Source organism: Amycolatopsis endophytica (assembly GCF_013410405.1).
In the GTDB taxonomy this organism is placed as follows: domain Bacteria; phylum Actinomycetota; class Actinomycetes; order Mycobacteriales; family Pseudonocardiaceae; genus Amycolatopsis_E; species Amycolatopsis_E endophytica.
The window spans coordinates 1,688,546-1,712,385 of record NZ_JACCFK010000001.1 but is presented as its reverse complement, the minus strand read 5'-3'; the positions used below and the strand labels follow the sequence as shown (position 1 = coordinate 1,712,385).

Below are 23,840 nucleotides of genomic sequence, written 5' to 3'. Positions count from 1 at the left end.
TGAGGTGCTACGTTGATGGCACTAGGTGACATCACTGACCCGGGAGGATTCCATGAGAGTTTTCGTCACCGGAGCGTCCGGACACGTGGGTTCGGCGCTCGTTCCCGAGCTGCTGGCGGCCGGTCACGAGGTCGTCGGCCTGGCCAGGTCCGACGCCTCGGCCGCCAAACTGACCACCGCCGGCGCCGGGGTACGCCGGGGCGACCTGCGGGACCTCGACGTTCTCCGGGAGGCCGCGGCCGAGTCGGACGGCGTCGTCCACCTCGCCTTCGACCACGAGGCCATGGTCGCCGGTGACCTGGCGTCCGCCGGTGACACGGACCTGGCCGTCGTGCGCGCGTTCGGCGACGCGCTCGACGGCACGGGCAAACCGCTCGTTGTGACGTCCGGGACGGGGATCCTCGTCGCGCTCGGATTGGACCGCACCGCCACCGAGGAGGATGTGGTCCCCGGCGGCTACCGGATCGACTCGGAAAACGAGGTCATCGGGTTCGCCGACCGCGGGATCCGGTCGTCGGTCGTGCGGCTCCCGCCGAGCGTGCACGGCCCGGCGGACAAGCACGGGTTCGTCCCGACCCTGATCGCGTCCGCGCGCAAGGCGGGCCGGTCCGGCTACCTCGGTGACGGCGCCAACCGCTGGCCCGCCGTCCACACCGTGGACGCCGCGCGCCTCTACCGTCTGGCCCTGGAGAAGGCCCCGGCCGGATCACGGCTGCACGCCGTGGGCGATGAGGGCGTGCCGTTGCGGGAGATCGCCGAGGTCATCGGGCGCCACCTGGATGTTCCGGTGCAGTCCGTCCCACAGGAGCAGGCCGCGGCACACTTCGGCTTCCTGGTGCGATTCGCCGGAATGGACAACCCGGCGTCCGGTGTCCGCACCCAGCAGCTGCTGGACTGGAAGCCGGAGCGGCCCGGCCTGCTCGCGGACCTGGACGATGGGCACTACTTCGAGACGGCCTGAGTCATTCCCCGAGGCGCGAGGCCAGGTACCCCTTGATGAGGTGCTTGGTCTCGCCGACGATTTCGGCGTCGCCCTGCGGGTCGCGGTGGAAGGCCAGCTTGAGCAACCCGTCGGCGGCCTCGATCGCGACCGTCATCGCCAGCGTCAGGCGCGGCGTGTTCAGGTCGATGTAGCGGCCCACCAGATCGGCCAGCGAATCGGCGATGACCCGGTTGTTGTCCCGGCCGTTGTCGAGCAGCTGGCGGTCCACCACGTCCCCGAAGTGCACCTTGGAAAAGCCCGGCACGGTCCGGTGCATCTCCAGGTAGATGTCCAGCACCGAGTCGACAACGGCCCACCAGTGGCCGGGGTCCTCGCGGCTGAGCCGTTCGCTCACCGCGTGCACGAACCGGTCGAGGTTGCGCTGCGTCAGCGCACGCACGACGGCCCGTTTGTCGGGGAAGAACTGGTAGAGCGACCCGACGGCGACCCCGGCGCGTTTCGCGATCAGCGTGGTGGTCAACGCGTCGTAGCCGACCTCGTCGATCAGCTCGGCGCTGGCGTCGAGCATCTGCTCGACCCGCTTCGCGCTGCGCTGCTGTACGGGCTGCCGGCGAAGCGGGGTGCTCGCCTGGGTCTCCGACACGTCGTGCTCCTTCTGGTGCTCTGAACAGGGACTTTAGCGCGCCGGACCGCTTCCCTCCGTCGAGGGGAAGGGCTAGCATTTGAGAAATTTTCACATTGGCCCGGACGAAAGGACGGCGCCCGTGGATGACCTCACCTTCCCGCCCGGCTTCCTGTGGGGCGTGTCGACCTCGGCCTTCCAGATCGAGGGCGCCACCGGCGAAGACGGACGCGGACCGTCCACCTGGGACACCTTCGCGCCCGGGCAGGCCGACGTCGCCTGCGACCACTACCACCGCTGGCCGGAGGACGTCGCGCTGCTGACCGGACTCGGCGTCGGCGCCTACCGCTTCTCCTTCGCCTGGCCGCGGATCCAGCCGACGGGGTCCGGTGCGCCCAACCCGCGTGGACTGGCGTTCTACGACCGGTTGCTGGACGCGCTGTGCGAAGCGGGCATCGCGCCGGTCGCGACGCTCTACCACTGGGACACCCCGCAGCCGCTGGAGGACGCGGGCGGCTGGCTGGACCGGGACATCGCGTACCGCTTCGCCGAGTACGCCTCGGTTCTCGGCGAGCACTTCGCTGATCGCGTGCGGATGTGGATCCCCCTCAACGAACCAATGGTCACGACGGTCTACGGATACGCGATCGGCGAATACGCGCCGGGCAGGACACTCCTGCTGGACGCGCTCCCCACCGCACACCACCAACACCTCGCACACGGCCTCGCGACCCAGGCGCTGCGAGCCGCGGGTGCGTCGAACATCGGCACCGCCAACCATCATTGTCCAGTTTGGCCCAGATCAAACGATCAAGCCGATCTCGACGCCGCCCGCCACCTGGACGCATTGTTGAACCGGACGTTTTCCGACCCGGTGCTACTCGGGAGTTATCCGCCGGAAATCACGCCCCACCTTCCCGCCGGACATGCCGGTGACCTGGAGATCATCGCGCAACCGCTGGATTTCTACGGCGTGAACTATTACGAGCCGCAGGGCGCGGCGGCGCCCGGCGACGGGAATCCGCTGCCCTTCGAACTTCGCCCGATCGAGGGTTTCCCGCGCACCACCAACGACTCGGCGATCGTGCCCGGCGCACTGTACGACCTGCTCGTCGGCCTGCGCGACCGGTACGGCGAGAAGCTGCCGCCGGTCCACATCACCGAGAACGGCGCGAGCTTCGACGGCATCCACGACACCGAACGCATCGACTTCCTGGAAGCGCACGTCCGGTCCGCGCACTCCGCGATAACGGCGGGAGTTGAAGTCCGCGGGTATTTCGTTTGGTCGTTGCTGGACAATTTCGAATGGTCGAAGGGATACGCGCCCCGGTTCGGTCTCGTGCACGTGGACTACGAAACACTGCGCCGCACACCGAAGGACTCCTTCGCCTGGTACCGGAAGCTGGTGCGCTCATGACGGAGACGCGGACCGGCGGATCGCTCACCGAGCCGACCGTCCCCGTGCGGGCGGGCTGGATCAGCCTGCTCTTCGGCGCGAACATCGGGCTGTGGCTGGGGATCTACGCCCCGATCCAGGTGCTGCTGCCCGAACAGGCCGAGCACCTGGACTCCGCGAACAAGGAGCTGGTGTTCGGCATCGTCACCGGCGTCGGCGCGGTGGTCGCCCTGCTCACCAATCCGCTGGTCGGGCTGGCGTCGGACCGGACGCGGTCCCGGTTCGGCCGCAGGCACCCGTGGACGCTGGCCGGTGCGCTGTGCGGCGCGCTCGGGCTGGTGGTACTGGCGCTGGCGCCGAACGTGGTGGTGATGGTCGCCGGCTGGTGCCTGGTGCAGGCCGGGCTCGGCGGCATGCTCGCGACGCTCACCTCCGCCGTGCCGGACCGGGTTCCGGTCGACCAGCGGGCGCGGATCGGCGGGCTGGTCGGCATCAGCCAGATGCTGGGCACGGTGCTCGGCGCCGTGGTGGTGACGGTGCTGGTGACCAGCCTGCCCGGCGGGTACCTGGCCTGCGCGGTGGTCGTGATCGCCGGTGCGCTCGCGTTCGTCCTGCGCACCAGGGATGTCACGGCCGGTGGCGCCGGGAGCCCAGCGGTGAAGTGGCGGACCGCGCTGGCCGAGTTGTGGGTGTCACCGCGGCGGCACCCGGATTTCGCGTGGGCGTGGGGCTGCCACTTCCTGATCAACCTCGGCAACTCGCTCGGCACGTTCTTCCTGCTGTTCTTCCTCAAGGATTCGGTGCACTACCCGGATCCGGACACCGGGCTGCTGATCATGATGGGGCTCTACGGGGTCGCGCTGGTGATCGGCGGGCTCGTGGTCGGGCCGCTGTCCGACCGGACCGGCCGCCGCAAGCCGTTCGTACTCGGCGCGGTGGTGGTGATGGCCGCGGCGGCGGTCGTGCTGGTGCTGTGGCAGACCTGGCCCGCGGCGCTCGCGGCGTCCCCGCTGCTCGGCATCGGGTTCGGCGCCTACTGGGCGGTCGCGCTGGCCATCCTGACCGAGGTGCTGCCCGCCGCGCAGGACCGGGCGAAGGACCTGGGCGTCATCAACATCGCCAACGCGCTGCCGCAGGTGATCGCGCCGCTCGCCGCGACCGTGATCCTCGCGGAGCTGGGCGGCTACCCGGGGCTGTTCACCGCGTCCGCGATCGCGACGCTCGCGGCCGGGGCGCTCATCTTCGGCGTCCGCTCCGTCCGCTGAACATGACTGAGGGCTCCTCCCGGTGGGAGAAGCCCTCAGCTTTGGGCCCGCGGGCCGGTGCCGGTCGGGGGAGGGGAGTGCAACGGCACCGGTCCGCGGAGTCTCGGGGTGGTCAAGGTGCGATCTGCAACTTCGCGGTCAAGACCATGATCAACAAGATAGCGGTGGGACCGGAGTTCCGCTAGGTCTTGCGACCGGGTTTTTCAGATTAATCGCCCAACGGTCAGCCGTTCGCGACCTGCGGTATCAGCGCGTGGCGACCCGTCGACTCGCCCGGCGTTGTACCGCGCGACTGGGCGGGGACACCGGCGCGGCGGCGCGACGGGCGACGCAGGTCCTGCTGCGGTGCCAGCCCGCCGGCGACGAGGTGCTCGTGCGCGACCTGCCACACCGAGCACGGCGCCTTGCAGCGGTGCCACCGGGTGGAGCAGGTGGGGCAGTCACCACGCTCGTCGGGCTCGTGGGCGGTCAGCATCGCGCGCCACCCCTCGGTCAGCCGCGGCAGTTCCGACCGGGCCACCGAGACGAGGGACTGTGCGTCCGCCCTGGTGGCGAGGTCGGCGAGCATGTCGAGGCGTTCCCACACCGCGTTGCGGAGGACCTGCCCAAGGATCTGATCCACGGAAAACTCACCGTCACCTTTCCGCCAGTTTGGCGGCCTCGTTCAACGCCGCCTGCAACTGGCCGAGCTGGCCCGCGGTGAGGCGGGCGGTTTCTCCGGGCGGTCCGACGAGGACCACCTGGTCGTCCTGGACGAGCACGGTGACGCAGCGGTCGCGGTTGATCATGTCGCCGCACTGCACCCGCCACACCAGCTGCCCGCCCTCGTAGCGACGCAACTGCGCGGCACGAGGGTCCGGGGCCGGCATCGCCGACCGGCTCGCGATCGGGGCACCGGCGGGGGCGAAGGAACGCCGGTGGACCTGGGCGCGTGGTGCCGAGATCGAGTTCATGAACTCCACCGCGTCTTCTCCGCTCTGTCGGTCGAACTCGCTGTCCGTGTTCGTCGTAGCTCTGCGTGATCGCGGGGCGTATCCGCTCGGTCACGCCGAACCCGAGAACCAGATTGCGATGAACCGGAGCCGAAGAGAAGGCGAACCGCGGCCACAGCGGCGACCGGGCCGGGGGAGCCGGTGAACGGTCGTCGGAGTTCACCCCGACCTATCAGGGCTCCCCAGGCGACGTTTCGCAGGGTTCAATGGGTGTGCCTACGCTGCGAATCGACGCCCGACGGAAACGGTGAGGGGGCGCAATGGACGCCGGTGACGACACTGAGGCCCGCCAGGGACATCCGATCAGCTCGGATGCCTGGGAGAAGCGGGAGATGCGGGAGGCGCTGGCCGGCCGCGACATCAGTGCGGTGTACCGGAACCTGCGCAAGGAGGGCATCTCCCAGCGTCAGATCGCCGCTCTCACCGGTCAGTCCCAGTCGGAGGTCTCGGAGATCCTCAAGGGTCGTCAGGTCATGGCCTACGACGTGCTCGCCCGGATCGCCGACGGCCTGGGGGTCCCCCGTGGATACATGGGCCTCGCCTACGACGAGGCCACCGAGATTCAGGTCGTCGGCGCCGCCGACGAGCAGCAGGCTGAGGAGGACGAGTCCGTGAAGCGGCGGAACTTCCTCGCGCACGCCGCCCAGGTCACGATGGGGGCGGCCATCCTGGGTTCCTCGCCCAGGGCCTGGGCGGCGAGCCCCGCGAGGACGCCGGCACCCGGCCACATCGGGATGACCGACGTGCGCCAGGTCGAGGCTGCGACCAGAGCGCTGCGAGCGCTCGACTACCAGTACGGCGGCGGGTTCTGCCGCGACGCCGTGGTGGCGCAGCTGTCCTGGGGACAGCAGATGCTCGACTCCTCCGCCGCCAGCCCGGTCCGGTCGCGCCTGTTCGTGGCGCTGGCGGACCTGCACAGCCTGGCGGGTTGGACGTCGTTCGACAGTGGACTGATGGATTCCGCGCGCGGGCACTTCGCCAACGCGCTGGAGCTGGCCAAACAGGGTGACAACGACCACCTGGTCGCCAACATCCTGTACCGGATGGGACGGGTCTACCTGCACCAGGAAGCGCCCAACGACGCGCTCAAACTGTTCCAGCTGGGACAGATCGCGGCGCAGGAATCCGGCTCCGAGCTGGCGATCTCCGTGCTCGCGGCCAACCAGGCGTGGGCCTACGCGATGATGGGCAACGAGGACCAGTCGCTCAAGCTGCTCGGCCTGGCCAAGGACGAGTTCGCCCGCGCCAACGTCGCCGAGGCCGAGGACTGGGTCAAGTTCTTCAACGAGACCGACGTCTACGCGATGATCGGCACCGTCCACACGGTACTGGCGCGTGGCGTCGACACGAAGCACACCCAGTTCGCGATCCCGGCGCTGACCAGGGCGATCGACGCCTACGGCGAGGACATGCAGCGCAGCAAGGTGTTCAACCAGGCCGCGCTGGCCACCAACCACCTCATCGACGGCGACATCGACCACGGCGCGCGCATCGGGCGCTTGGCGCTGGAGTCCGCGGACGGCATCAAGTCGGCCCGGGTGAAGGACCGGATGGTGCCGATGCAGGAAGAGGCGGCGAAGCGGCGCAACAACCCGGATGCCCGCGACCTCAACGAGCGCATCAGCTCGTTCTTCGCCGCTTGAAGATCATGTCAAGGCGGCGTGCGTGGCGGTGCGGGTGGCGGTCCCTCCCACCCGTCACCCACCACCACCCTCAACGGACGCGCTCCGCGCTGATCAAACCCGCGGCGGCGCCGGTTGACGGCCCACAGCAAGCGGCTCCGCCGCTCCGAAACGCAGGATAGGAGTATGCGCACCGTCGCGGACGAGCTGGACGGCCGGTTCACCAAGGCGAAACTGGCCGCCGCGCTCGCCGAGGCGTGTGCACTGCTCGGTCTGGACCACCGTGGCGCCCAGCTGCTGCGCTTCACCAACAACGCCGTCTACGAGCTGGCAGGCGCGCCGGTGGTGATGCGGATCGTCGGGTCGCGGACGCTGCGGCACCGGGTGTCCAAGGTGGTCGGGGTGGCGCGCTACTTCGAGGCGCACGACGTGCCGGCGATCCGCCTCCTGCCGGGCGTGGACCAGCCGATCCACGTCGGCGAGCACGTCGTCACCGCGTGGGTCCGCGTCCCGGCCGGTGAGCGCCGCGCGACGGCCGCCGACCTGGGCAGGCTCCTGCGCAAGGTGCACAGCCTGCCCGCGCCGGACGGGCTCGGCGAGTGGGCGCCGCTCGCGGACGTCCGGGCGCGGGTGGCCGACGCCGAGGAGCTGGACCCGGACGACCGCCGGTTCCTGCTGCGGCGCAGCGCGGAGGTCGAGGCGGCGCTCGGCGAACTGGACTTCCCGCTGGAGAAGTGCCTGGTTCACGGCGACGCGCACCCGGGCAACGTGATCGTCGGCCCGGACGGGCCGGTGCTGTGCGACTTCGACTCGGCCTGCGTCGGCCCACCGGAATGGGACCTCACGCCGCTGGCCGTGGGCCGCGAACGGTTCGGGGACCCGGCGGGCCGCTACCGCATGCTCGCCGACACCTACGGCTTCGACGTGACCCGCTGGGACGGGTTCGCCGTGCTGCGGGCCGCCCGTGAGCTCAAGCTCGTGACCAGCGTCCTGCCGATCCTGCGCAGCCACCCGCACGTCCGCGGCGAGCTGCGCCGCCGCCTCGGCGACCTCCGCTCGGGCCGCGCGGACACCGGCTGGGCCCGGTACCGCTAGTCCACATAGTGGGATCGGGGCGGACATTTACCGACTGTTGGTGACCGCTCGTCGTATGCGCCAAGTCCTGTGCGGACCGTAGGAAATTCGGCCCAGCTAGTCACCCCGCTTGGATTAATCGTTCATCCCGGCGTGCAACTTGCAGCTACGGACGGTCAACTGACCGGGGCGCGGGTGAGGACGACGGCGAAACCGAACGCCAGCCCCATCACGGTCAGCTCGAGCGTCGCCCAGGTCGCGAGCGCGGTCCACTCGTGCCGCACGATCCGCGGCATCAGCTTCCACCGCACCATCGCGCCGAGCACCGCGACGCCGCCGGCGCAGACGACCTTGAGCACGACGAGCTGACCGTAGGGCGTGGTGAACAACGCGGTGGCGAGGTCGATCGTGGGGTTGAGCAGCAGCTCCACGACCGCGTTGAACAGCCCGGTCGCCACCACCAGCACCAGGCACAACGTGGCCAGCTTGGAGAACCGCGGCAGGGCGTGCGCGAGCAGCGTCCGGTTGCCCGCGAGCAGCACGACCATCGCACCGAGGCCGCCGGTCCACGCGACCGCGCCCATGACGTGCAGCTCCATCGAGATCATCGTGTAGTCGTGGTAGTCCCAGTTCGCCGCGTGCCCGGTGACCGGCAGGGGCAGCAGGGCGAACAGGCCGAGCCCGACGCGTACCTCGGCGGGCACCTTCTCGCCGTGCCGCAGCGTCAGCACGCCCAGCCCGACCTGGACCAGGGCGAGCACGGCGACGACGAGCAGCGCCTTGCCCGCGCCGACCTCCACGACGTAGGCCCAGATGTCGGCCGCGCTCACCGTGGCCGCCCGCGGCCGGTACTCGGCGGTCTGCAGGACGAGCGTGACCAGCGCGGACATCGTCCAGACCAGTGACGCGGCGAGCGCGATCGGCCGTGCCCGCCGCATGATCGGCTCGGTGAGCTTCGGCCGGTCGTACCCGGCCAGCACCGACAGCAGTGCCAGCCCGATCGTCGTCACCGCCGACAGATCGAGCAGCACGCGGACGACCGGGATGGCCACCGAGACCACCTCGCTGACCTCCGCCACACCCGGCACCGGGGCGGTGGCGGTCAGGGCGACACCGATCAGCGCACCGGCCAGAGCGGCGGTGACGAGAGCGACGATCGCCTGGTAACGGACCTGCGAGGTGGTCCCGGTGGTCGTCACGCCTTGTCCCTGCCCATTCTCAAAGCGAGCGTCAGCCCGATCGCGAGAAGAACCACCGCGCCGAGGATCCACACCCACACCGGGACCCCGCCACCGGACTCGGCGGCGGGCCGCGCCGTGTCGGCCGCGGACGCGGCACTGGCCGAAGCCGGGGTGCCGGTGCCCGCCTTGGTGAGGGTGAACGGGATCTCGCCGGTCACCGGGTGCCCGTCCGCGGACAGGATCCGGTAGCCGATCTGGTACTGCCCGGCCGGGCCGAGCGGCCGCACGGCGACGGAGACGACGTTGCTGGTGATCTGCACCTCGCCCTCGGCCCACTGCGTGCCGCCGGGTCCGATCACCGAGATCTGGTTGACGTCGCCGCCCTGCACCGGCGCGTCGAAGGTCAGGGTGACCTTCGACGGGCCGGTTTCGAGCGCGGCGTCCTTGGCCGGATCGGAGGAGGTCAGCACGTTGTGCGCGAGGGCGGGGGTGGCGGTGACGACCATCGCCACCAGCGCGGCGACGAGCGTGACGAGCAGGCGGCGCATTACTTCGACGCCTTCCGTCCGCGCAGCACCGCACCGGCCCCGACACCGAGGCCGAGCGCGCCGACGACCAGTCCGGCGCCGCCGAGCCAGCGTGCGGTGTCGTCGGTGGAGTCCGCCGGCGCGGTGGCCGTGGCCGAGGTGGTCATCGCGCCGTGCGAGTCACCGGAGGCCGACGCCGCGGTCAGGGACACGGTCGGCGCCGGGTGCTCCGGCTCCTCCGCGCCGGCGGCCTGGACCTGGTCCCACGCGACGACCTTGCCGTCGTCGTAGGTCTGGATCGCGGGCAGCACCAGCTCGTCGGCCTTGGGCAGCGATCCCGCGGTGATGTCGAAGTCCTGGTACTGGGTCTCGCCCGGTCCGATCTTCGTGCCCGGCTGGGCGGTGAAGACGATCTTCGTGACCGCCTCGGTGACGTCCAGGTCCTTGCCGTTCTTCACCGGCGAGGGCAGCGGGGTCTTGGTGACCTCCGCCGTCCAGCCGGGGATGGGCTGGTAGCGCACCGAGCTGATCGCGTACTCCGGCTTGAAGTCGATCTCCAGCTTGACGGTGGCGGCGGTCTCCTCCTCGTTCGGCACGCGGAAGGTGATCGCCCCGTAGCCGCCCTGCTGCGGTTCCGAGCCGAGGACGTTGGCCGTGACGTGCGCGGACGCGACGCCGGTGCCGAGCAGCCCGGCGATCCCGACGGTGCCGGCCAGCACGAGGCCACGGCGGATGACGGCAGTGTTCATGGTGGGAATGCTCCTGAAAAAGATGAGGTCAGCGGATTCCGCTGGGGTGAAGGGTGAGGTGCGCCGGGCGCGCGGGCGGGCCGCGCCTCGCGTGCATGCGGGTCAGCAGCACCGACACCTGGAGCGCGCCGGGCGCCGGAGCGGGCGCGGCGCGTGGTGGCGATGGTGTCCGGGCGCCTCCGAAGACGGCAGGCAGCAGCAGGGCCAGCCGGGTGGCCGCCACCTGCAGCAGCGCTTCGGCGTGGGCCAGGACCAGCGCGGTCACCACGGTCGCGCTGACGTGCGCGGTGGTCATCGCGACGGGCATCGAGTCCGCGTGCGGCATCAGCTCGTCGAGCACGACGTGCATCAGCAGCTGGGCGGCGCCGAGGACGGTGAGCACGCCGAGCGGTCCGCGGGTGCGGTCGGCGAGCGCGGTCCCGGTCCAGCCGACCAGCGCGACGAGCAGCAGCGTGAGCGCGGTGTCCGGCAGGCCGCCGTGGGCGAGCGCGTGCGCGCTGACGGCGAGGCCGCCGGAGGTGAAGGCGAGCAGGATTCCGCGCACGCGGCGTAACGCAGCGTGCTGACCCTGTCGCTTCTTCACCGACCCAGGGTAGGAGACAGCGGGTGATCAGGGCGACGGCGTCCCGTGTGGTGAACGCAACGGGACGGCGACATGCCCGAAAAAGCTGACGAATGGTTATCTGCGCTGGTCACCGGGTATCCAAACGGGTCAGATCAGGCGTGTTCGCCAGTGTCGGTAGTTGAGACTTTCATGTTTTTCGGGAACGGTGGTCGGGCCATCGTGGCAACGCTCTCGGCCTAGGGGTCCGCGCCGAAGTCGTCACCTGCGGTACCCCTGGGCCCTTTTCGCTAGGCCGAACGAGTGAACAGAGATCGGGAGGAGGCGGCCGCAGGGCATGAACCTGTTCGAGTACGTGGCCGATCGCTGGAGCAGGCTCGGGCTGCAGGCCTGGCTCCACGTGAGTGCCGTGGTGCAGTGCACCATCATCGCCGCCGTCATCGGCGTGCTGATCGGAATCGCGGTCTACCGCAGCCCCATCGGATCGGCACTGGCCACCGCGCTGGCCAGCACCGTCCTGACCATCCCGTCGTTCGCGCTGATCGGGTTGCTGATCCCGGTCGTCGGCCTCGGGGTCGCGCCCAGCGTGATCCCGCTCGTGCTCTACGCGCTGCTGCCGATCGTGCGCAACACCATCGTCGGGCTGTCCGGGGTCGATCCCGCCGTCACCGACGCGGCCAAGGGCATCGGCATGAACCGGTTCGGCGTGCTCACCCGCGTCGAGCTGCGCCTGGCCTGGCCCGCGATCCTCGCGGGCATGCGGGTGGCGACCCAGATGCTGATGGGCATCGCGGTCATCGCCGCCTACGCCAAGGGGCCTGGCCTCGGATCCGAGGTGTTCGCCGGGCTGACCAACGCGGGCAGCACCAACTCCATGAACCAGGCCCTCGCCGGCACGCTCGGCGTCGTCGTCCTCGCCCTGATCCTCGACGGCATCTACGTCCTGATCGCCCGCTTCACCGTTTCCAGGGGTGTCCGTGTCTGAAACCATCGAATCTTCCGCCAAGGCGGCCTCCGACGCGCTGTCCGGCGTCGAGATCCAGCTGGAGAACGTCACCAAGCGCTATCCCGGCTCGAAGGAACCGGCGGTGGACGGCGTCACGATGACCATCCCCGCCGGGAAGATCGTGATCCTGGTCGGCCCGTCCGGCTGCGGCAAGACCACCACGATGCGCATGATCAACCGGCTGATCGAGCCCACCGCGGGCCGCATCACGATCGGCGGCGAGGACGCGCTCAGCCTCAACCCGGACCGCCTGCGCCGCAAGGTCGGCTACGCGATCCAGCAGGCAGGTCTGTTCCCGCACTTCACGGTGGCGCAGAACATCGCGGTCGTGCCGGGCCTGCTCGGGTGGGACAAGAAGAAGATCAGCGACCGCGTCGACGAGATGCTCGACCTGGTCGGGCTCGACCCCGCGCAGTTCCACGGCCGCTACCCGCGCCAGCTCTCCGGCGGGCAGCAGCAGCGTGTCGGCGTGGCCCGCGCGCTCGCCGCCGACCCGCCGGTGCTGCTGATGGACGAGCCGTTCGGCGCGGTCGACCCCATCACCCGCGGCAACCTGCAGGACGAGCTGCTGCGGCTGCAGTCCGAGCTGGGCAAGACGATCGTGTTCGTGACGCACGACTTCGACGAGGCCGTGAAGCTCGGCGACAAGATCGCGGTGCTGGGCAACCAGTCGAAGATCCTGCAGTACGACACCCCGGACGCGATCCTGGCCAACCCGGCCGACGACACGGTCGCCGGGTTCGTCGGGGCGGGGGCCTCGCTCAAGCAGCTCACCCTGCTGCGCGTGCGTGACGTCGAGCTGCGGCAGGACACCGTGACCGCCTCGTTCGGCGACGACGTCGCAGCGGTGCGGCAGCAGATGACCGAGCAGCGCCGCACCTACGCGCTGGTGCTCGACCGCCGCCGTCGCCCGTCGCGCTGGGTGCACGTGCGCGACCTCGCCGCCGCGACCTCGCTGGAGCGCGCGGGCAAGCCGATCGGCGACTTCGTCAGCCTGCAGTCGACGCTGCAGGACGCGCTGGAGGCGATGCTGGTCGAGGGCGGCGGCGTGCCGGTCACCGGTGCCCGCGGCGAGTTCGCCGGGATGATCGAGCTGGACACCGTGATGGCGACGATCCAGCGCCTGCGCGAGGAACACTCCGACGACGGGGGTCAGTCGTGACCACGACCGTCGACAGGGGGTTCACCACCGAATCCGGGTCGCGGCGGGCGGAACGGGTCCGGCTGCTGGTGCAGCCCGCGGTGGTCGTGGTGGTCGTCGCCGCGGTCCTGATCTGGGCGCTGACCAGGGACAACGATGCGATCGAGGCGGAGAACCTCAACGCCGCCCGGTTGCTGGACGCCACCTGGCAGCACCTGCTGCTCACGGTCGCCGTCGCGGCCATCGTGGTCGTCGTCGCCGTGCCGCTGGGCGCGATGCTGACCCGCAAATGGGCCCGCCCGGTCGCACCGGTGTTCCTGACGATCGCCAACATCGGCCAGGCCGCGCCCGCGCTCGGCGTCATCGTGCTGTTCTTCCTGTGGACCGAATGGGACGGGTTCTGGGTCGCGGTCCTGCCGATCGCGTTCTACTCGCTGCTGCCGGTGCTGCGGAACACGATCGTCGGCATCAACCAGGTCGACCCGGCGCTCACCGACGCGGGCCGCGGGATCGGCATGTCCGGTAGCGCGGTGCTGCTGCGCATCGAGATGCCGCTCGCGGTGCCGCTGATCCTCGCCGGGCTGCGAACGTCGCTGGTGCTCGCGGTCGGCACGGCGACGCTGGCGTTCTTCGTCAACGGCGGCGGGCTCGGCGAGCTGATCGACACCGGGTACAAGCTCAACCGCATGCCCGTGCTGGTGACCGGCGCGATCCTGGCGGTCGGCCTCGCGCTGCTGATCGACTGGCTCGGCGCGATCATGGAACGCATTTTCGGACCGAGGGGGCTGTCGTGAAGCACCGGCTCAAGGCGGTTTTCGGGGCCGCGCTGCTGACGACGTCGCTGACCGCCTGCGGCCTGGACGTCAACGCGTCGCTGCCCTATGACGTGGAGCCAGGGACGATCAAACCGGTGCCGAGCCTGGAGGGCCTGGACGTCGCGGTCGGGTCGAAGGACTTCACCGAGAACATCATCCTGGGCTACATGGCCGAGCTGGCGTTGTCCGCCGCGGGCGCGGACATCACCGACCTGACCAACATCAGCGGCTCGAACTCCGCGCGGCAGGCCCTGATGAACGGGCAGATCGACATCTCGTGGGAGTACACCGGCACCGCGTGGATCTCCTACCAGGGCAACACCGAGCCCATCCCGGACGAGAAGGCCCAGTTCGACGCGACGAAGGCGGCCGACGAGAAGCAGTTCGGGATCACCTGGCTCGACTACTCGCCGGTGAACAACACCTATGCCTTCGCCACTACCGAGGCGTACGCGCAGCAGCACAACCTGCGGTCCAATTCGGACATGACGGAGTTCCTGAAGCAGCACCCGGAACAGGCGGTCTTCTGCGTGGAGACGGAGTTCGCGAGCCGTCAGGACGGGATGCCCGGCGTGCAGCGGACGTACGGGTTCCCGGCCACGGACGTCAAGACGTTCGGCACCGGCGCCATCTACGCCGCGGTGGCCAGCGGCACCTGCAACTTCGGTGAGATCTTCACGACCGACGGCCGCATCGCGGGCCTGAACCTGCGCGTCCTCGCCGACGACAAGCGGTTCTTCCCGCAGTACAACGCGGCGGCGACGATGAAGAAGGAGTTCCTGGACGCCCACCCGGCCGTGCGCGGGGTGCTCGAACCGATCGCCAAGTCGCTGGACAACCAGCAGATGATCGAACTGTGCAAACAGGTCGACGTCGACGGCAAGGACGCGGGCGAGGTCGCCCGCGACTGGATGATCTCCAAGGGCTTCATCAAGTAGCTAGACACCCAGGCGCTGGAGCAGACCGCTCTCGATCTGCTCCAGCTCCTTCGCCACCGCCTGGTGGGCGGCCTTGCGGCGGGACGCGGGCATGCGTTCCGCCGCACGGACCGCGGCGGTCAGCTGTTCGAGCGTCGCCTGCGAGTCCTTCGCGAAGCGCACGTCGTCCTCGCTCGCGCGCTCGGACTTGCGGACCTCGGCCAGCGCCTCGGAGGTGCCCGCGACACGCGCGAGCAGGTGCGCGCCGCGGCCGGTGAACTCGGTCAGCTGGTCGATCGGCACACCGAGACGTTTCGCCTGGTAGTGGTCGTAGGCGTCGCGGACCGCGCTCGCCGCCTTGACCGCGAGCGGGGCCAGCGCGGGAGCGACAGCGGGGACCACGATCTTCGCCACCGCGACCGCGTTCTTGGCCTTCTTCGGCGTGATGCCCGTCTCGGCCGGCGTCTGGGTCTTCTTGCGAGCCATGGGCTGAATGTAGCGGCACGCACAAGCAGGGGCATGTCCGACACGTAATGCGGCGGTCACACTGGGCGCAAAACTGTCGGAGGGGCCTTCTACAGTGGGTGGTATGGAACCTGAGGTGCTGCTCGAAGCCGGCGCGGTCAGCCGCTGCCGTCGTCGTGTGCACCTCGAACACGACCCCGCGATGCGTGGCGTGGAGCTGGCCCCGCCGGATCCGGCCGCCGAGCAGCGCATCGCCGACGCGGCGGCCCACCGGGCGGAGATCCGGCAGCGGCTGGTCGCGGCCAACCCGGGCGCGAGCTGGGTGGTCGTCGACCGCGAGCTGCCCGCCGCCGAGCGCGTGGCCGCCACGCAGCAGGCGATCGTGCAGTCCGTCGACTACATCTGGGGCGCGCTGCTGCCCGCCGACCGGGCCGGGCACCGCCGGGGCGGGTCCGAGCTGCTGGTGCGGGACGGCGCCGGTTACCTGCCGGTGCTGGTGGTCCGCCACCGCATCACGGATCCGGGCGCGGGCGCGGTCACCACGCCGCCGCACGACCTGGACCCGCGCCACGCGATCCCGGATCCGTCCCGCAAGGTGCGCTCACACCCGCGTGACCAGATGCGGCTGGCGCATCTGCGCCGGATGCTGGAGGCGCACGGCCTGGCGGCCGAGCGGCTGGTGGGCGGCGTCATCGGCCTGGACGCCGACGTGGTGCTGTGGCACGACCTGACCGCGGCCACCTGGCCGGACGGCCGCACCGCGCTCACCGAGTACGACCTGCGGTTCGCCGACCGGCTCGCGATCGCCGAATCCGCCCGCACCGGTGGTCCCGCGCTGGCCGAGCCGTCCCGGGTGCTGGAATGCCGCTCGTGCCCGTGGTGGCCGACGTGCGAGGTCGAGCTGACCGCCGCCCGCGACGTGAGCCTGGTCGTGCGCGGCGAGGACGCGATGGAGCTGCGCAGGGCCGGGGTGTCCACAGTAGATAAGCTGGCCGCGCTGGACCCGCACGACGAGCCACCGATCATCTGGACGTCGGGCCCGTTCGGGGACGCGGTCGCGCTGGCCCGTGCCTGGCTGGCGGACCTGACGGTGGTGCGCCGCGTGCAGCGGGTGGAGGTGCCCCGCGCGGACGTCGAGGTCGACATCGACATGGAGTCCTTCGGCGAGTCGGGTGCCTACCTGTGGGGATGCCTGCTCAGCGGCGCGGACATCGGGGAGGCGCAGGGTTATCGCGCGTTCGTGACGTGGGATCCGCTGCCCACGGGTGATGAGGCCCGGTCGTTCACGGAGTTCTGGACCTGGCTGCGTGACGTGCGATCGCGGACACTGGCGGCGGGCCTGACCTTCCGTGCCTACTGCTACAACGCGATGGCCGAAAACAGGTGGCTCTTCGGTTCGGTCGAGCGTTTCGGCGATTTCCCCGGCATGCCCCCGAAGAGCGAGATCCAGTCCTTTGTGGATTCGGAAGAGTGGGTCGATCTGTTCCGCAGCGTGTCCGACCAGTTCCTGTGCTCACGCGGCAAGGGCCTCAAGGTGGTGGCCCCGGTGGCCGGTTTCAGCTGGCGCGACCCGGAAGCGGGCGGCGAAGCCTCCATGCGCTGGTACCGCCAGGCGGTCGGCCTGGACGGCTCGCTTCCCGACGAGTCGCAGCGGACCCGCCTGCTGCGCTACAACGAGGACGACGTGCGAGCCACCCATGCGCTGCGCCACTGGATGACCGACACGGCCAACAGCATTCCGTTCATGGGCGACCTGTAGGCAGCAGCAACACCCGAGCTGGCTGGTCATCCCGGGGTCTGCCCGTCCGGCGAGTCGGTCACCTGAGGTCCGGGCACGTCTTGGTTGGCTTGCGTTGGCGGGCGACGGTTCTGAATCTCCTCAACCCTCTTTGGTCAGCTTCACGTACTCGCTGACGTAAGTCGCCGCGTGGAGCATGGCCAGGGCTTGTGCGGTGAGTTTCCGGTGCCAGTCGCCGAGAGCCCGCGCGAGTGGTTCGCTGCCGCCCGCCGTGTGAATCTGCCGGATGACGCCGGCGATGTGGTCCAGCAGGTAGCCCCCGCGTCGGAGCAGGTGGGTCAGTTCGGCGTCGCGGATGTCGGGCGCCTGGTAGGTGCGGTAAGCGGTCGTCGGATCGCGGGTGGGGGTCAGGATGCCCGCCTGTTCCCAGTTGCGCAGCGTTGCCGGAGTGACTCGCAGACGGCGGGCCAGCTCGCCGATGGTCAGCGAATCCCGGGGCGAGCGGGACGGGACGGGCGCCGCGGTCAGGTGATCGATCGCGTCGCGCACGGAGTCGAGGGTTTCGCGGTCCTGCAGCAGTCGGCTGTGGCCGCGATCGATGAGCATCAGCGCGTGATCCACCCGGCCGTCGTTGAGCGCGCTCATGATTTGACCGCTCCCGGCGTGCCCGTAGGCCGGGATGAGTGCGAGGAACGTGCGCAGTGCGGCGGCATGGGCCTTCGTGTAGACCCGGTAACCACTCGGGGTGCGGTCGGCGGGTGGGAGGAAGCCGTCCCGCTCGTAGTTGCGCACCGCCTGCGTCGAGATGCCGTGTTCACGCGCGAGGTCCGAGGGTTTCACCGGTTGAGACTTTACCCGGCGATCCTGCCCCGAAGCCGGGAGAAGTTTCCACTGGTGTTTCAAATATACGATTGAGACACATGAGTCAGGACATTCGGCAACTCGTCACCCCCTCCACGGAGCTGCTGGCCTTCGGTGAACCGACCCACCTGGAACCGGCCTTCGCCGACCTTCGCAACGACCTGTTCGCGCGGCTCGCCGGGCACGGGTTCGCCTCGATCGCCCTGGAAACCGACCGGGTCGCCGCGCTCGTCGTGAACGACTTCGTCCAGAACGGCGTGGGAACCCACGAAAAGGTGATGCGCGAGGGCTTCTCACACACCTTCGGGCAACTCGACACCAACCGGCGGCTGGTCGCGTGGATGCGCGAGTACAACGAGAACCGTCCGCCGGAGGAACGGCTGGCGTTCCACGGTTTCGACATCCCCACCGAGACGATGAGCGCACCCAGCCCCCGCACCTACCTCGAACACGGACGTGACTACCTGGGCGTCGACCTCGACATCGCGGGGCTCGCCGGAGAGGACGGCCGGTGGAGCCGCACGGAAGCGATCATGGACCCGGCACGGTCGGCAGGCCGCACCGCCGAGGCGGACCGCCTGCGGGCGCTCGCCGACGACCTGCTCATCCAGCTCGGCGCCCGCGCCCCCGAGCTGATCGCGGCGACGTCCCGCGCCGGGTGGTTCGAGGCCAGGACACACCTCACCGCCGGGCTCGCCCTGCTGCGTTACCACGCACAGGCGGCCGAGGACATCGACGGCACCACCCGCTGGAACCGCCTGTGCGCGATCCGGGACGCGGTCATGGCCCAGAACCTCTTCGACATCCGCGACATCGAGGCGGACCGGGGCGTGACCCTGGTGTTCGCCCACAACCGGCACCTGCAGCGGAACAGAAGCCGCATGCGCATGGGGCCGATGGACATGGAGTGGTACAGCGCGGGCGCTATCGTCGCGGCGGTGGCCGCGCACCGCTACACGTTCGTCGCGGGCAGCCTGGGCCGCAGCGAGACCATCGAGCTGCGTGAACCGCGCCCGGAGACCTACGAGGGCCTGCTGCAGCGCCGGATCGGCACCTGGGGTCTGGCCGCACCGGCGACGATCCCGCCCGCCGAAGTGCGGGCCGACCCCACCCCGATGCAGGGCTACTTCCCGCTGGACCAGGAAACCGTCGACGGCGCCGACGCGATCCTGCACGTCAGCGCCGCCTGAGCCGCGACCGGGGCCGCCGACCGGCGGCCCCGGCCCGCGATCAGCGCGGCGCCATCCGCAGGGAGCCGTCCATGCGGATGACCTCGCCGTTGAGGTAGTCGTGCTCGACGATGTTCACCGCGAGCCGCGCGTACTCGTCGGGACGGCCGAGTCGCTTCGGGAACGGCACTCCCGCGGCCAGACCGGCGCGGAACTCCTCGGAAACCGTGGCCAGCATCGGGGTGTCGATGATTCCCGGCGCGATCGTCATGACGCGGATGCCCTGCGACGCCAGGTCCCGCGCGGCCGGCAGCGTCAGCCCGGCGACGCCGCCCTTCGACGCCGCGTACGCGGCCTGCCCGATCTGCCCGTCGAAGGCGGCGACCGAAGCGGTGTTCACGACCACGCCGCGCGCGCCGTCCTCCAGCGGCTCGGTCTTCGCGATCGCCTCGGCCGCCAGCGTCGTCACGGTGAACGTGCCGATCAGGTTGATCTCCACGACCTTCCGGAACAGGTTCAGATCGTGCGTGCCCTTCTTGGACAGGATCCGGGCGGACGGCCCGATGCCGGCGCAGTTCACGACCACCCGCAGCGGCACCGGCGCACCCGCGGCCTGCTCGACGGCCGCCGCGACCTGCTCACCGTCGGTCACGTCCGCCTCGACGTAGGTGACGCCCTCGACCTTCTCCGCCTTCTCGATCCCGGCTGCCAGGTCGATGGCGAACACGTGCGCGCCCCGCTCGGCCAGCGCCTTCGCCGTCGCGCCGCCGAGGCCCGACGCGCCGCCGGTGACGATCGCCGCCGTGTCCTTGATCTGCATGGATGGGTCCTTCCGTGGCCGGCCGGTCTGCTCTGCCACCGAGGTTAACGCTCGTTCGCCCGCGCCCGCCGTGGCCCTCCTCACCCGTAGCGCGACGTATTCGGCGAGGACGACTTCCGTTAGGACTGCGGTCAACTCGGGCTGTCACCGTCGGCTCCATGAGCGGAGCTCGCATCGTCGTGATCGGCACGGGATACGTCGGACTGACCACCGGCGCCTGCCTCGCCGCCCTCGGACACCAGGTGACCTGCGTGGACGTGGACGACGTCAAGGTCGCCAGGCTCGCCGCGGGGCGGGTGGACATCCTCGAACCCGGCTTGGAGGAACTGGTCACCCGCGGGCTCGCCGCGAGAAGGCTGCGGTTCGTCGTCGGATCCCGCGACGCCGTCGCCGGTGCCGGCGCGGTCTACCTGTGCGTGCCGACGCCGATGGGCGCGGGCGGGGCCGCCGACCTGCGTGCCGTCGAAGCGGTGATCGCCGAGATCGCCGACATCCTGCCCGCAGGCTGCGCGGTGGTCACCAAGTCGACCGTCCCGGTCGGCACCGCCCAGCGCATCCGCGCCCTGCTCGGCCGCGACGACGTGCCGGTGGTCGCGAACCCCGAGTTCCTGCGCGAGGGCACCGCCGTCGAGGACTTCATGCACCCGGACCGGATCGTCGTCGGCTCCGACGACGAGTCCGCCGCGCGCCGCATCGCCGACCTCTACCGCGACCTGTCCGCGCCGAGCGTCGTCACCGACGCCGCGAGCGCCGAGCTGGTCAAGTACGCGGCCAACTGCTTCCTCGCGATGAAGCTGTCCTACGTCAACGCGATCGCCGAACTGTGCGACCGGCTCGGCGCGGACATCGTGTCGGTGACCGAGGGGATGGGCTACGACCGGCGCATCGGGCGCTCGTTCCTCAAGCCCGGCCCCGGCTGGGGCGGGTCGTGCCTGCCCAAGGACACGCATGCGCTGGTGCAGGTCGCCGAATCGGTCGGGTTCGACTTCTCGCTGCTGACCGCCGCGATCGTGGAGAACATCGCGCAACGCGACCGGATCGTCGCGAAGATCGCCGGTGCCGTCGGCGGCAGCCTCGCCGGGGCGCGGATCGGCGTGCTCGGGCTGGCGTTCAAGGCAGGCACCAACGACCTGCGCGACTCGCCCGCCCTGTCCGTCACCGCGATGCTCGCCGCGCACGGTGCGGAGGTCACGGCCTACGACCCGGCGGTCCGCGAGGCGCTGCCCGGCATGACGGTGGTCGACGACCCGTACCAGGTGGCCAAGGACGCCGACGCGATCGTGGTGCTGACCGAGTGGGCCGAGTTCACCAAGCTGGACTGGGGCTACACGGCGGACCTGATGCAGGGCGACGGGGTCGTGGACACGCGGAACCTGCTGGAGCCACGGACCATCATGGACGCCGGACTGTCCTATGTGGGCCTCGGCCGTTCCCGCCCGGCCCGCGTCGCCCTGCGGAGCTGAGTCACGGCTGCCAGAGCCAGAATTCGATGCCCTGGTTGTCGGTGCAGTCGGCCGTGAGCCCGTAGGGCTTGCGGTCGACTTCGCTGACCTGACCGCCCGCGGCGCGCACCCGCTCCACCGCGGCGTCGACGTCGTCCACGGCGTACATCAGTTTCCAGCCCACCTGGTGCGGCCCGCCCCACAGGCCACCTTCCAGGCCCGGCCCCTCGAACCGCCAGGCACCCTCGACGCTGCCGCGGGAGAACTGCCAGCCCAGCACCGACCCGTAGAACGACTTGGCGAGTTCGTCGTCCGGGACCTGGAACGTGAAGTAGATGGCCTGCCCGTGACGCGCGGTGTCCGGTCCGCTGGCCCGGACCGGGGCCTGCGTGATCTGCCAGCGCTGGCCGAACGGATCGCGGATGCTGCCGGACAGCCCGTTCCCGCGGTCTTCGACCGGGGTGAGCAGCTCGGCGCCCCGCTCGACCGCCCGGTCGACCGTGCCCTGAACGTCGGGCATCTCGACGAGGACGCTCGCACCGCCGGTGGCGCTCACGTGCCCGGCTTCCGGGAACTCCTCGGCCAGCATCAGGACGCTGTCGCCGATCGCGAGTTCGGCGTGCCCGATCCGGCCGTCGGGCATGGTGATCGGGTCGGCCCGGCGCTGGGCATCGAAGACGTCGACGTAGAAGTCCAGCGCCCGCCGCGCGTCAGACACGGCGAGGTACGGGGTCAGTGAGTGCAGTTCCGCCCGTGCGGGCGCGTCCGTGCTGGTCATTTCTCCTCCGTTCAGTACCGCGCGGCGCAGTCGCTCGCGCAGGTCGACGGCGAACCGCGGATCCGGGTCGACCGGCTCGGCCGGGGCGCGGAGTGCGTCGAAGCGGTCAGTCATCACGCACCTCCTTCTCCCGGTAGACGGCCCGGAACGCGGACCGCGCCCGGACCAGCAGTGCCTCGGTGGCGTGGACGGTCCGGCCCAGCACGCCGGCGACCTCCGGGACGCGCAACCCGTCCAGGTACCGCAGCGTCAGCGCGGCCCGGTGGTGGGCGCCCAGCTCCGCGAGCACCTCGCGGGTCACCAGCGCGTCCAGTTCGGCGTCCCACGGGTCGACCGTGTCCGGTTCCGCTTCGTGCACCACGCGCAGTCCACGCTCCTCGCGTTCCCGGCGCCGCCAGTGGTCGACCAGTTTGTGCCGGGCGACCCCGATGAGCCACGGCGTGCTCACCGGTGTGGCGCCCGGACGGCGGCACGCGCTGACGGCACCCAGGAACGTCTCCGAGGTCAGTTCCTCGGCGACGCTCCGATCGCCGCAGCGCGCGAGCAGGTAGCCGTACACCTCCGGCAGCGCCGACTCGTACAGTTCGAGCAGCGCGAACGCCGGGTCCGGTCGTACCCGCGGTTCGCTCACATCCCCATCGTCGTCCGGGAGCGCGGTTCTCCGACGCCCTCCGCGGAATTTTTCAGCCGCGCGGGTCCGGCAGCCGCCGCGCGGCGAGCGCGATTCCTGCTGCGTGGTGGTCAGCATCCCGCTGCCCGCGCCCGCGCTCCCGGCGGGCACCCGCGACAGGATGACGCGGAACAGCGTCGGACCGGTCAGGCCCTGCCCGGCGCCGACGACGATGGTGTTGCGGCCGATTCGCGTCACCAGCGAGCTGCTGACCAGGGACATCACCAGGAACGCGAGCGCCATCGGGGTCAGCGCGAGCCCCGAGTCGAGCGGGCCGAGGTGCAGGCCGTCCTGCAGGGTGAGCGCGGAGACGAGCAGGAACCCGCCGAAGCCGAGGAAGAACGGCACCGCGACGCCCAGCCCGCGGCGCATGCTCGGTATCCGGACCACCGACGGCGGCAGCAGCGGCGTCACGCCCCGCGCCTCCAGCCGCCGTTCGACGACGACGAACGACGGCGCCGCGACCGGGAAGGCGGCGAGCAGTACCCAGCACCACACCGGCCAGCCCAGCGCGCGGCCCTCCGGCAGCAGGCGGCGCGCCAGTACCAGTCCGAGCAGCCCGATCGGGACGTTGACCAGGAAGATCGGGCGCCATCCGCTGCCGGCCAGGTCCGCGGACACCAGGACACCGCCGAGGAACTGGCTGACGACCATGGCGATGCCGCCGGTTGCGCCGTAGTAGCCGAGCGTGCGGGAACGCCGCTCACCGCTCGTGGTGGCCCGGATGATCGACAGCACCTGCAGCACCATCAGCGCGGCCGCGGCGCGGTTCAGCGACTGGGAGGAAGGGACGCCGCGCACGGTCGCGCAGTTCCGCGCCGCGGTGGCCGAGCACATCGGCGAGCCGAGCTGGAAGGGGCTGGTCAAGCGGCTGCGGCAGGAGTCGCCGGAGTTCGCGGAGCTGGGGAACCAGCACGAGGTCCAGCCGATGCGCAACCTCACGAAGCGCTTTCTGCACCCGGACGCCGGGCTGCTCGCCTTCGAGTACACGCACCTGTGGTTCGGGCGCCGCTCGGAGATCCGGCTGACCACCTACGTGCCCGCCGACAGCGAAACGGCGTCGAAGCTCGCTGCTCGCTGACCTG

The 23,840-nt window shown here is 70.5% G+C and carries 25 protein-coding genes and 1 pseudogene; 13 read left to right on the top strand and 13 right to left on the bottom strand.

The genetic code is table 11. The annotated features are described in order from the left end of the window. Window positions 1–52: 52 nt before the first annotated feature. Window positions 53–961, top strand: coding sequence for an SDR family oxidoreductase (locus tag HNR02_RS08515; RefSeq protein ID WP_179772615.1), 909 nt, complete (start codon window positions 53–55; stop codon window positions 959–961). Between the two features lies 1 nt (window position 962). Here HNR02_RS08515 and HNR02_RS08510 read toward each other — a convergent pair whose 3' ends face one another. Then, window positions 963–1,586 (bottom strand): TetR/AcrR family transcriptional regulator, encoded by a 624-nt coding sequence (locus HNR02_RS08510; RefSeq protein ID WP_179772614.1) that lies wholly within the window; start codon window positions 1,584–1,586, stop codon window positions 963–965. Between the two features lie 121 nt (window positions 1,587–1,707). Between HNR02_RS08510 and HNR02_RS08505 the strand changes: the two genes are divergently transcribed. Next, window positions 1,708–2,982, top strand: coding sequence for a GH1 family beta-glucosidase (locus tag HNR02_RS08505; protein WP_179772613.1), 1,275 nt, complete (start codon window positions 1,708–1,710; stop codon window positions 2,980–2,982). Then, a complete protein-coding gene (locus tag HNR02_RS08500; protein ID WP_179772612.1) occupies window positions 2,979–4,226 on the top strand; it encodes an MFS transporter in 1,248 nt (415 codons plus the stop codon). Before HNR02_RS08505 ends, HNR02_RS08500 begins: the two co-directional genes overlap by 4 nt. A gap of 223 nt (window positions 4,227–4,449) precedes the next feature. On the opposite strand, the gene HNR02_RS08495 is transcribed toward HNR02_RS08500, so the two are convergent. Together HNR02_RS08495 and HNR02_RS08490 are read right to left on the bottom strand one after the other, a co-directional pair. Further along, window positions 4,450–4,848 (bottom strand): hypothetical protein, encoded by a 399-nt coding sequence (locus tag HNR02_RS08495; RefSeq protein ID WP_179772611.1) that lies wholly within the window; start codon window positions 4,846–4,848, stop codon window positions 4,450–4,452. Between the two features lie 13 nt (window positions 4,849–4,861). Next, window positions 4,862–5,188: a hypothetical protein gene (locus HNR02_RS08490; RefSeq protein WP_179772610.1), complete on the bottom strand. Its 327-nt coding sequence runs from the start codon at window positions 5,186–5,188 to the stop codon at window positions 4,862–4,864. A gap of 290 nt (window positions 5,189–5,478) precedes the next feature. Here HNR02_RS08490 and HNR02_RS08485 point away from each other — a divergent pair, with 290 nt between their 5' ends. After that, a complete protein-coding gene (locus HNR02_RS08485) occupies window positions 5,479–6,861 on the top strand; it encodes a helix-turn-helix domain-containing protein (RefSeq protein ID WP_179772609.1) in 1,383 nt (460 codons plus the stop codon). Window positions 6,862–7,026: 165 nt separating this feature from the next. Then, the gene (locus tag HNR02_RS08480) at window positions 7,027–7,935 is read left to right on the top strand and encodes a phosphotransferase family protein (protein ID WP_246338525.1); all 909 of its coding nucleotides are present in this window, start codon (window positions 7,027–7,029) and stop codon (window positions 7,933–7,935) included. A 155-nt stretch (window positions 7,936–8,090) separates the two neighbouring features. On the opposite strand, the gene HNR02_RS08475 is transcribed toward HNR02_RS08480, so the two are convergent. The 4 genes from HNR02_RS08475 to HNR02_RS08460 are packed head-to-tail and all read right to left on the bottom strand — an operon-like array spanning window position 8,091 to window position 10,954. After that, window positions 8,091–9,113, bottom strand: a complete 1,023-nt coding sequence (locus HNR02_RS08475) for a CopD family protein (protein ID WP_179772608.1) — start codon at window positions 9,111–9,113, stop codon at window positions 8,091–8,093. Further along, window positions 9,110–9,643 (bottom strand): copper resistance CopC family protein, encoded by a 534-nt coding sequence (locus tag HNR02_RS08470; RefSeq protein ID WP_179772607.1) that lies wholly within the window; start codon window positions 9,641–9,643, stop codon window positions 9,110–9,112. The genes HNR02_RS08475 and HNR02_RS08470 overlap by 4 nt, the downstream gene beginning before the upstream one ends. Beyond that, window positions 9,643–10,371 carry a YcnI family copper-binding membrane protein gene (locus tag HNR02_RS08465; protein WP_179772606.1) on the bottom strand — a complete coding sequence of 243 codons (729 nt, stop codon included), beginning with the start codon at window positions 10,369–10,371 and terminating at the stop codon, window positions 9,643–9,645. The genes HNR02_RS08470 and HNR02_RS08465 overlap by 1 nt, the downstream gene beginning before the upstream one ends. 28 nt (window positions 10,372–10,399) lie before the next feature. Continuing rightward, the gene (locus tag HNR02_RS08460; protein ID WP_376772837.1) at window positions 10,400–10,954 is read right to left on the bottom strand and encodes a hypothetical protein; all 555 of its coding nucleotides are present in this window, start codon (window positions 10,952–10,954) and stop codon (window positions 10,400–10,402) included. A 316-nt stretch (window positions 10,955–11,270) separates the two neighbouring features. Between HNR02_RS08460 and HNR02_RS08455 the strand changes: the two genes are divergently transcribed. The 4 genes from HNR02_RS08455 to HNR02_RS08440 are packed head-to-tail and all read left to right on the top strand — an operon-like array spanning window position 11,271 to window position 14,833. Then, window positions 11,271–11,918: an ABC transporter permease gene (locus tag HNR02_RS08455; RefSeq protein WP_179772605.1), complete on the top strand. Its 648-nt coding sequence runs from the start codon at window positions 11,271–11,273 to the stop codon at window positions 11,916–11,918. A 37-nt stretch (window positions 11,919–11,955) separates the two neighbouring features. Further along, window positions 11,956–13,101 carry a betaine/proline/choline family ABC transporter ATP-binding protein gene (locus tag HNR02_RS08450; protein ID WP_179775791.1) on the top strand — a complete coding sequence of 382 codons (1,146 nt, stop codon included), beginning with the start codon at window positions 11,956–11,958 and terminating at the stop codon, window positions 13,099–13,101. Beyond that, entirely contained in the window at window positions 13,098–13,874 is a 777-nt protein-coding gene (locus tag HNR02_RS08445) for an ABC transporter permease (RefSeq protein ID WP_179772604.1), read from the top strand. Before HNR02_RS08450 ends, HNR02_RS08445 begins: the two co-directional genes overlap by 4 nt. After that, complete coding sequence (locus HNR02_RS08440; RefSeq protein WP_179772603.1) at window positions 13,871–14,833, top strand: glycine betaine ABC transporter substrate-binding protein; 963 nt, start codon at window positions 13,871–13,873, stop codon at window positions 14,831–14,833. Before HNR02_RS08445 ends, HNR02_RS08440 begins: the two co-directional genes overlap by 4 nt. Here HNR02_RS08440 and HNR02_RS08435 read toward each other — a convergent pair whose 3' ends face one another. Next, a complete protein-coding gene (locus tag HNR02_RS08435) occupies window positions 14,834–15,298 on the bottom strand; it encodes a DUF6474 family protein (protein ID WP_179772602.1) in 465 nt (154 codons plus the stop codon). Window positions 15,299–15,401: 103 nt separating this feature from the next. Between HNR02_RS08435 and HNR02_RS08430 the strand changes: the two genes are divergently transcribed. Next, on the top strand, window positions 15,402–17,036 hold the full coding sequence (locus HNR02_RS08430; protein ID WP_179772601.1) for a TM0106 family RecB-like putative nuclease: 1,635 nt from the start codon (window positions 15,402–15,404) through the stop codon (window positions 17,034–17,036). A 120-nt stretch (window positions 17,037–17,156) separates the two neighbouring features. Here the strand turns inward: HNR02_RS08430 and HNR02_RS08425 are convergent, their stop codons facing one another. Beyond that, complete coding sequence (locus tag HNR02_RS08425; protein ID WP_179772600.1) at window positions 17,157–17,855, bottom strand: TioE family transcriptional regulator; 699 nt, start codon at window positions 17,853–17,855, stop codon at window positions 17,157–17,159. Between the two features lie 80 nt (window positions 17,856–17,935). Here HNR02_RS08425 and HNR02_RS08420 point away from each other — a divergent pair, with 80 nt between their 5' ends. Next, window positions 17,936–19,066 (top strand): erythromycin esterase family protein, encoded by a 1,131-nt coding sequence (locus HNR02_RS08420; protein WP_179772599.1) that lies wholly within the window; start codon window positions 17,936–17,938, stop codon window positions 19,064–19,066. A gap of 40 nt (window positions 19,067–19,106) precedes the next feature. Here the strand turns inward: HNR02_RS08420 and HNR02_RS08415 are convergent, their stop codons facing one another. Next, window positions 19,107–19,865 carry an SDR family NAD(P)-dependent oxidoreductase gene (locus HNR02_RS08415; protein ID WP_179772598.1) on the bottom strand — a complete coding sequence of 253 codons (759 nt, stop codon included), beginning with the start codon at window positions 19,863–19,865 and terminating at the stop codon, window positions 19,107–19,109. 158 nt (window positions 19,866–20,023) lie between these two features. On the opposite strand from HNR02_RS08415, the gene HNR02_RS08410 reads away from it, so the two are divergent. Beyond that, the gene (locus tag HNR02_RS08410) at window positions 20,024–21,328 is read left to right on the top strand and encodes a UDP-glucose dehydrogenase family protein (protein WP_179772597.1); all 1,305 of its coding nucleotides are present in this window, start codon (window positions 20,024–20,026) and stop codon (window positions 21,326–21,328) included. Between the two features lies 1 nt (window position 21,329). On the opposite strand, the gene HNR02_RS08405 is transcribed toward HNR02_RS08410, so the two are convergent. The 3 genes and pseudogenes from HNR02_RS08405 to HNR02_RS08395 form a co-directional block, all read right to left on the bottom strand. Next, on the bottom strand, window positions 21,330–22,199 hold the full coding sequence (locus tag HNR02_RS08405; protein ID WP_179772596.1) for a VOC family protein: 870 nt from the start codon (window positions 22,197–22,199) through the stop codon (window positions 21,330–21,332). Beyond that, window positions 22,192–22,716 (bottom strand): RNA polymerase sigma factor, encoded by a 525-nt coding sequence (locus tag HNR02_RS08400; RefSeq protein WP_179775790.1) that lies wholly within the window; start codon window positions 22,714–22,716, stop codon window positions 22,192–22,194. Before HNR02_RS08400 ends, HNR02_RS08405 begins: the two co-directional genes overlap by 8 nt. 90 nt (window positions 22,717–22,806) lie before the next feature. Then, window positions 22,807–23,520 (bottom strand): annotated as a pseudogene (locus HNR02_RS08395) (MFS transporter); the annotation flags it as partial. Between HNR02_RS08395 and HNR02_RS08390 the strand changes: the two are divergent. Next, window positions 23,480–23,836: an MmyB family transcriptional regulator gene (locus tag HNR02_RS08390; protein WP_179772595.1), complete on the top strand. Its 357-nt coding sequence runs from the start codon at window positions 23,480–23,482 to the stop codon at window positions 23,834–23,836. The pseudogene HNR02_RS08395 and the gene HNR02_RS08390 overlap by 41 nt on opposite strands. Window positions 23,837–23,840 lie beyond the last annotated feature (4 nt).

What these genes read in the sequence shown, in the direction of transcription:
- HNR02_RS08515 (WP_179772615.1), top strand. Translation starts at nt 53, where the DNA reads ATGAGAGTTTTCGTCACCGGAGCGTCCGGACACGTGGGTTCGGCGCTC.
- HNR02_RS08500 (WP_179772612.1), top strand. Translation starts at nt 2,979, where the DNA reads ATGACGGAGACGCGGACCGGCGGATCGCTCACCGAGCCGACCGTCCCC.
- HNR02_RS08485 (WP_179772609.1), top strand. Translation starts at nt 5,479, where the DNA reads ATGGACGCCGGTGACGACACTGAGGCCCGCCAGGGACATCCGATCAGC.
- HNR02_RS08480 (WP_246338525.1), top strand. Translation starts at nt 7,027, where the DNA reads ATGCGCACCGTCGCGGACGAGCTGGACGGCCGGTTCACCAAGGCGAAA.
- HNR02_RS08470 (WP_179772607.1), bottom strand. Translation starts at nt 9,643, where the DNA reads ATGCGCCGCCTGCTCGTCACGCTCGTCGCCGCGCTGGTGGCGATGGTC.
- HNR02_RS08465 (WP_179772606.1), bottom strand. Translation starts at nt 10,371, where the DNA reads ATGAACACTGCCGTCATCCGCCGTGGCCTCGTGCTGGCCGGCACCGTC.
- HNR02_RS08455 (WP_179772605.1), top strand. Translation starts at nt 11,271, where the DNA reads ATGAACCTGTTCGAGTACGTGGCCGATCGCTGGAGCAGGCTCGGGCTG.
- HNR02_RS08435 (WP_179772602.1), bottom strand. Translation starts at nt 15,298, where the DNA reads ATGGCTCGCAAGAAGACCCAGACGCCGGCCGAGACGGGCATCACGCCG.
- HNR02_RS08430 (WP_179772601.1), top strand. Translation starts at nt 15,402, where the DNA reads ATGGAACCTGAGGTGCTGCTCGAAGCCGGCGCGGTCAGCCGCTGCCGT.
- HNR02_RS08420 (WP_179772599.1), top strand. Translation starts at nt 17,936, where the DNA reads ATGAGTCAGGACATTCGGCAACTCGTCACCCCCTCCACGGAGCTGCTG.
- HNR02_RS08415 (WP_179772598.1), bottom strand. Translation starts at nt 19,865, where the DNA reads ATGCAGATCAAGGACACGGCGGCGATCGTCACCGGCGGCGCGTCGGGC.
- HNR02_RS08410 (WP_179772597.1), top strand. Translation starts at nt 20,024, where the DNA reads ATGAGCGGAGCTCGCATCGTCGTGATCGGCACGGGATACGTCGGACTG.
- HNR02_RS08405 (WP_179772596.1), bottom strand. Translation starts at nt 22,199, where the DNA reads ATGACTGACCGCTTCGACGCACTCCGCGCCCCGGCCGAGCCGGTCGAC.
- HNR02_RS08390 (WP_179772595.1), top strand. Translation starts at nt 23,480, where the DNA reads ATGATCGACAGCACCTGCAGCACCATCAGCGCGGCCGCGGCGCGGTTC.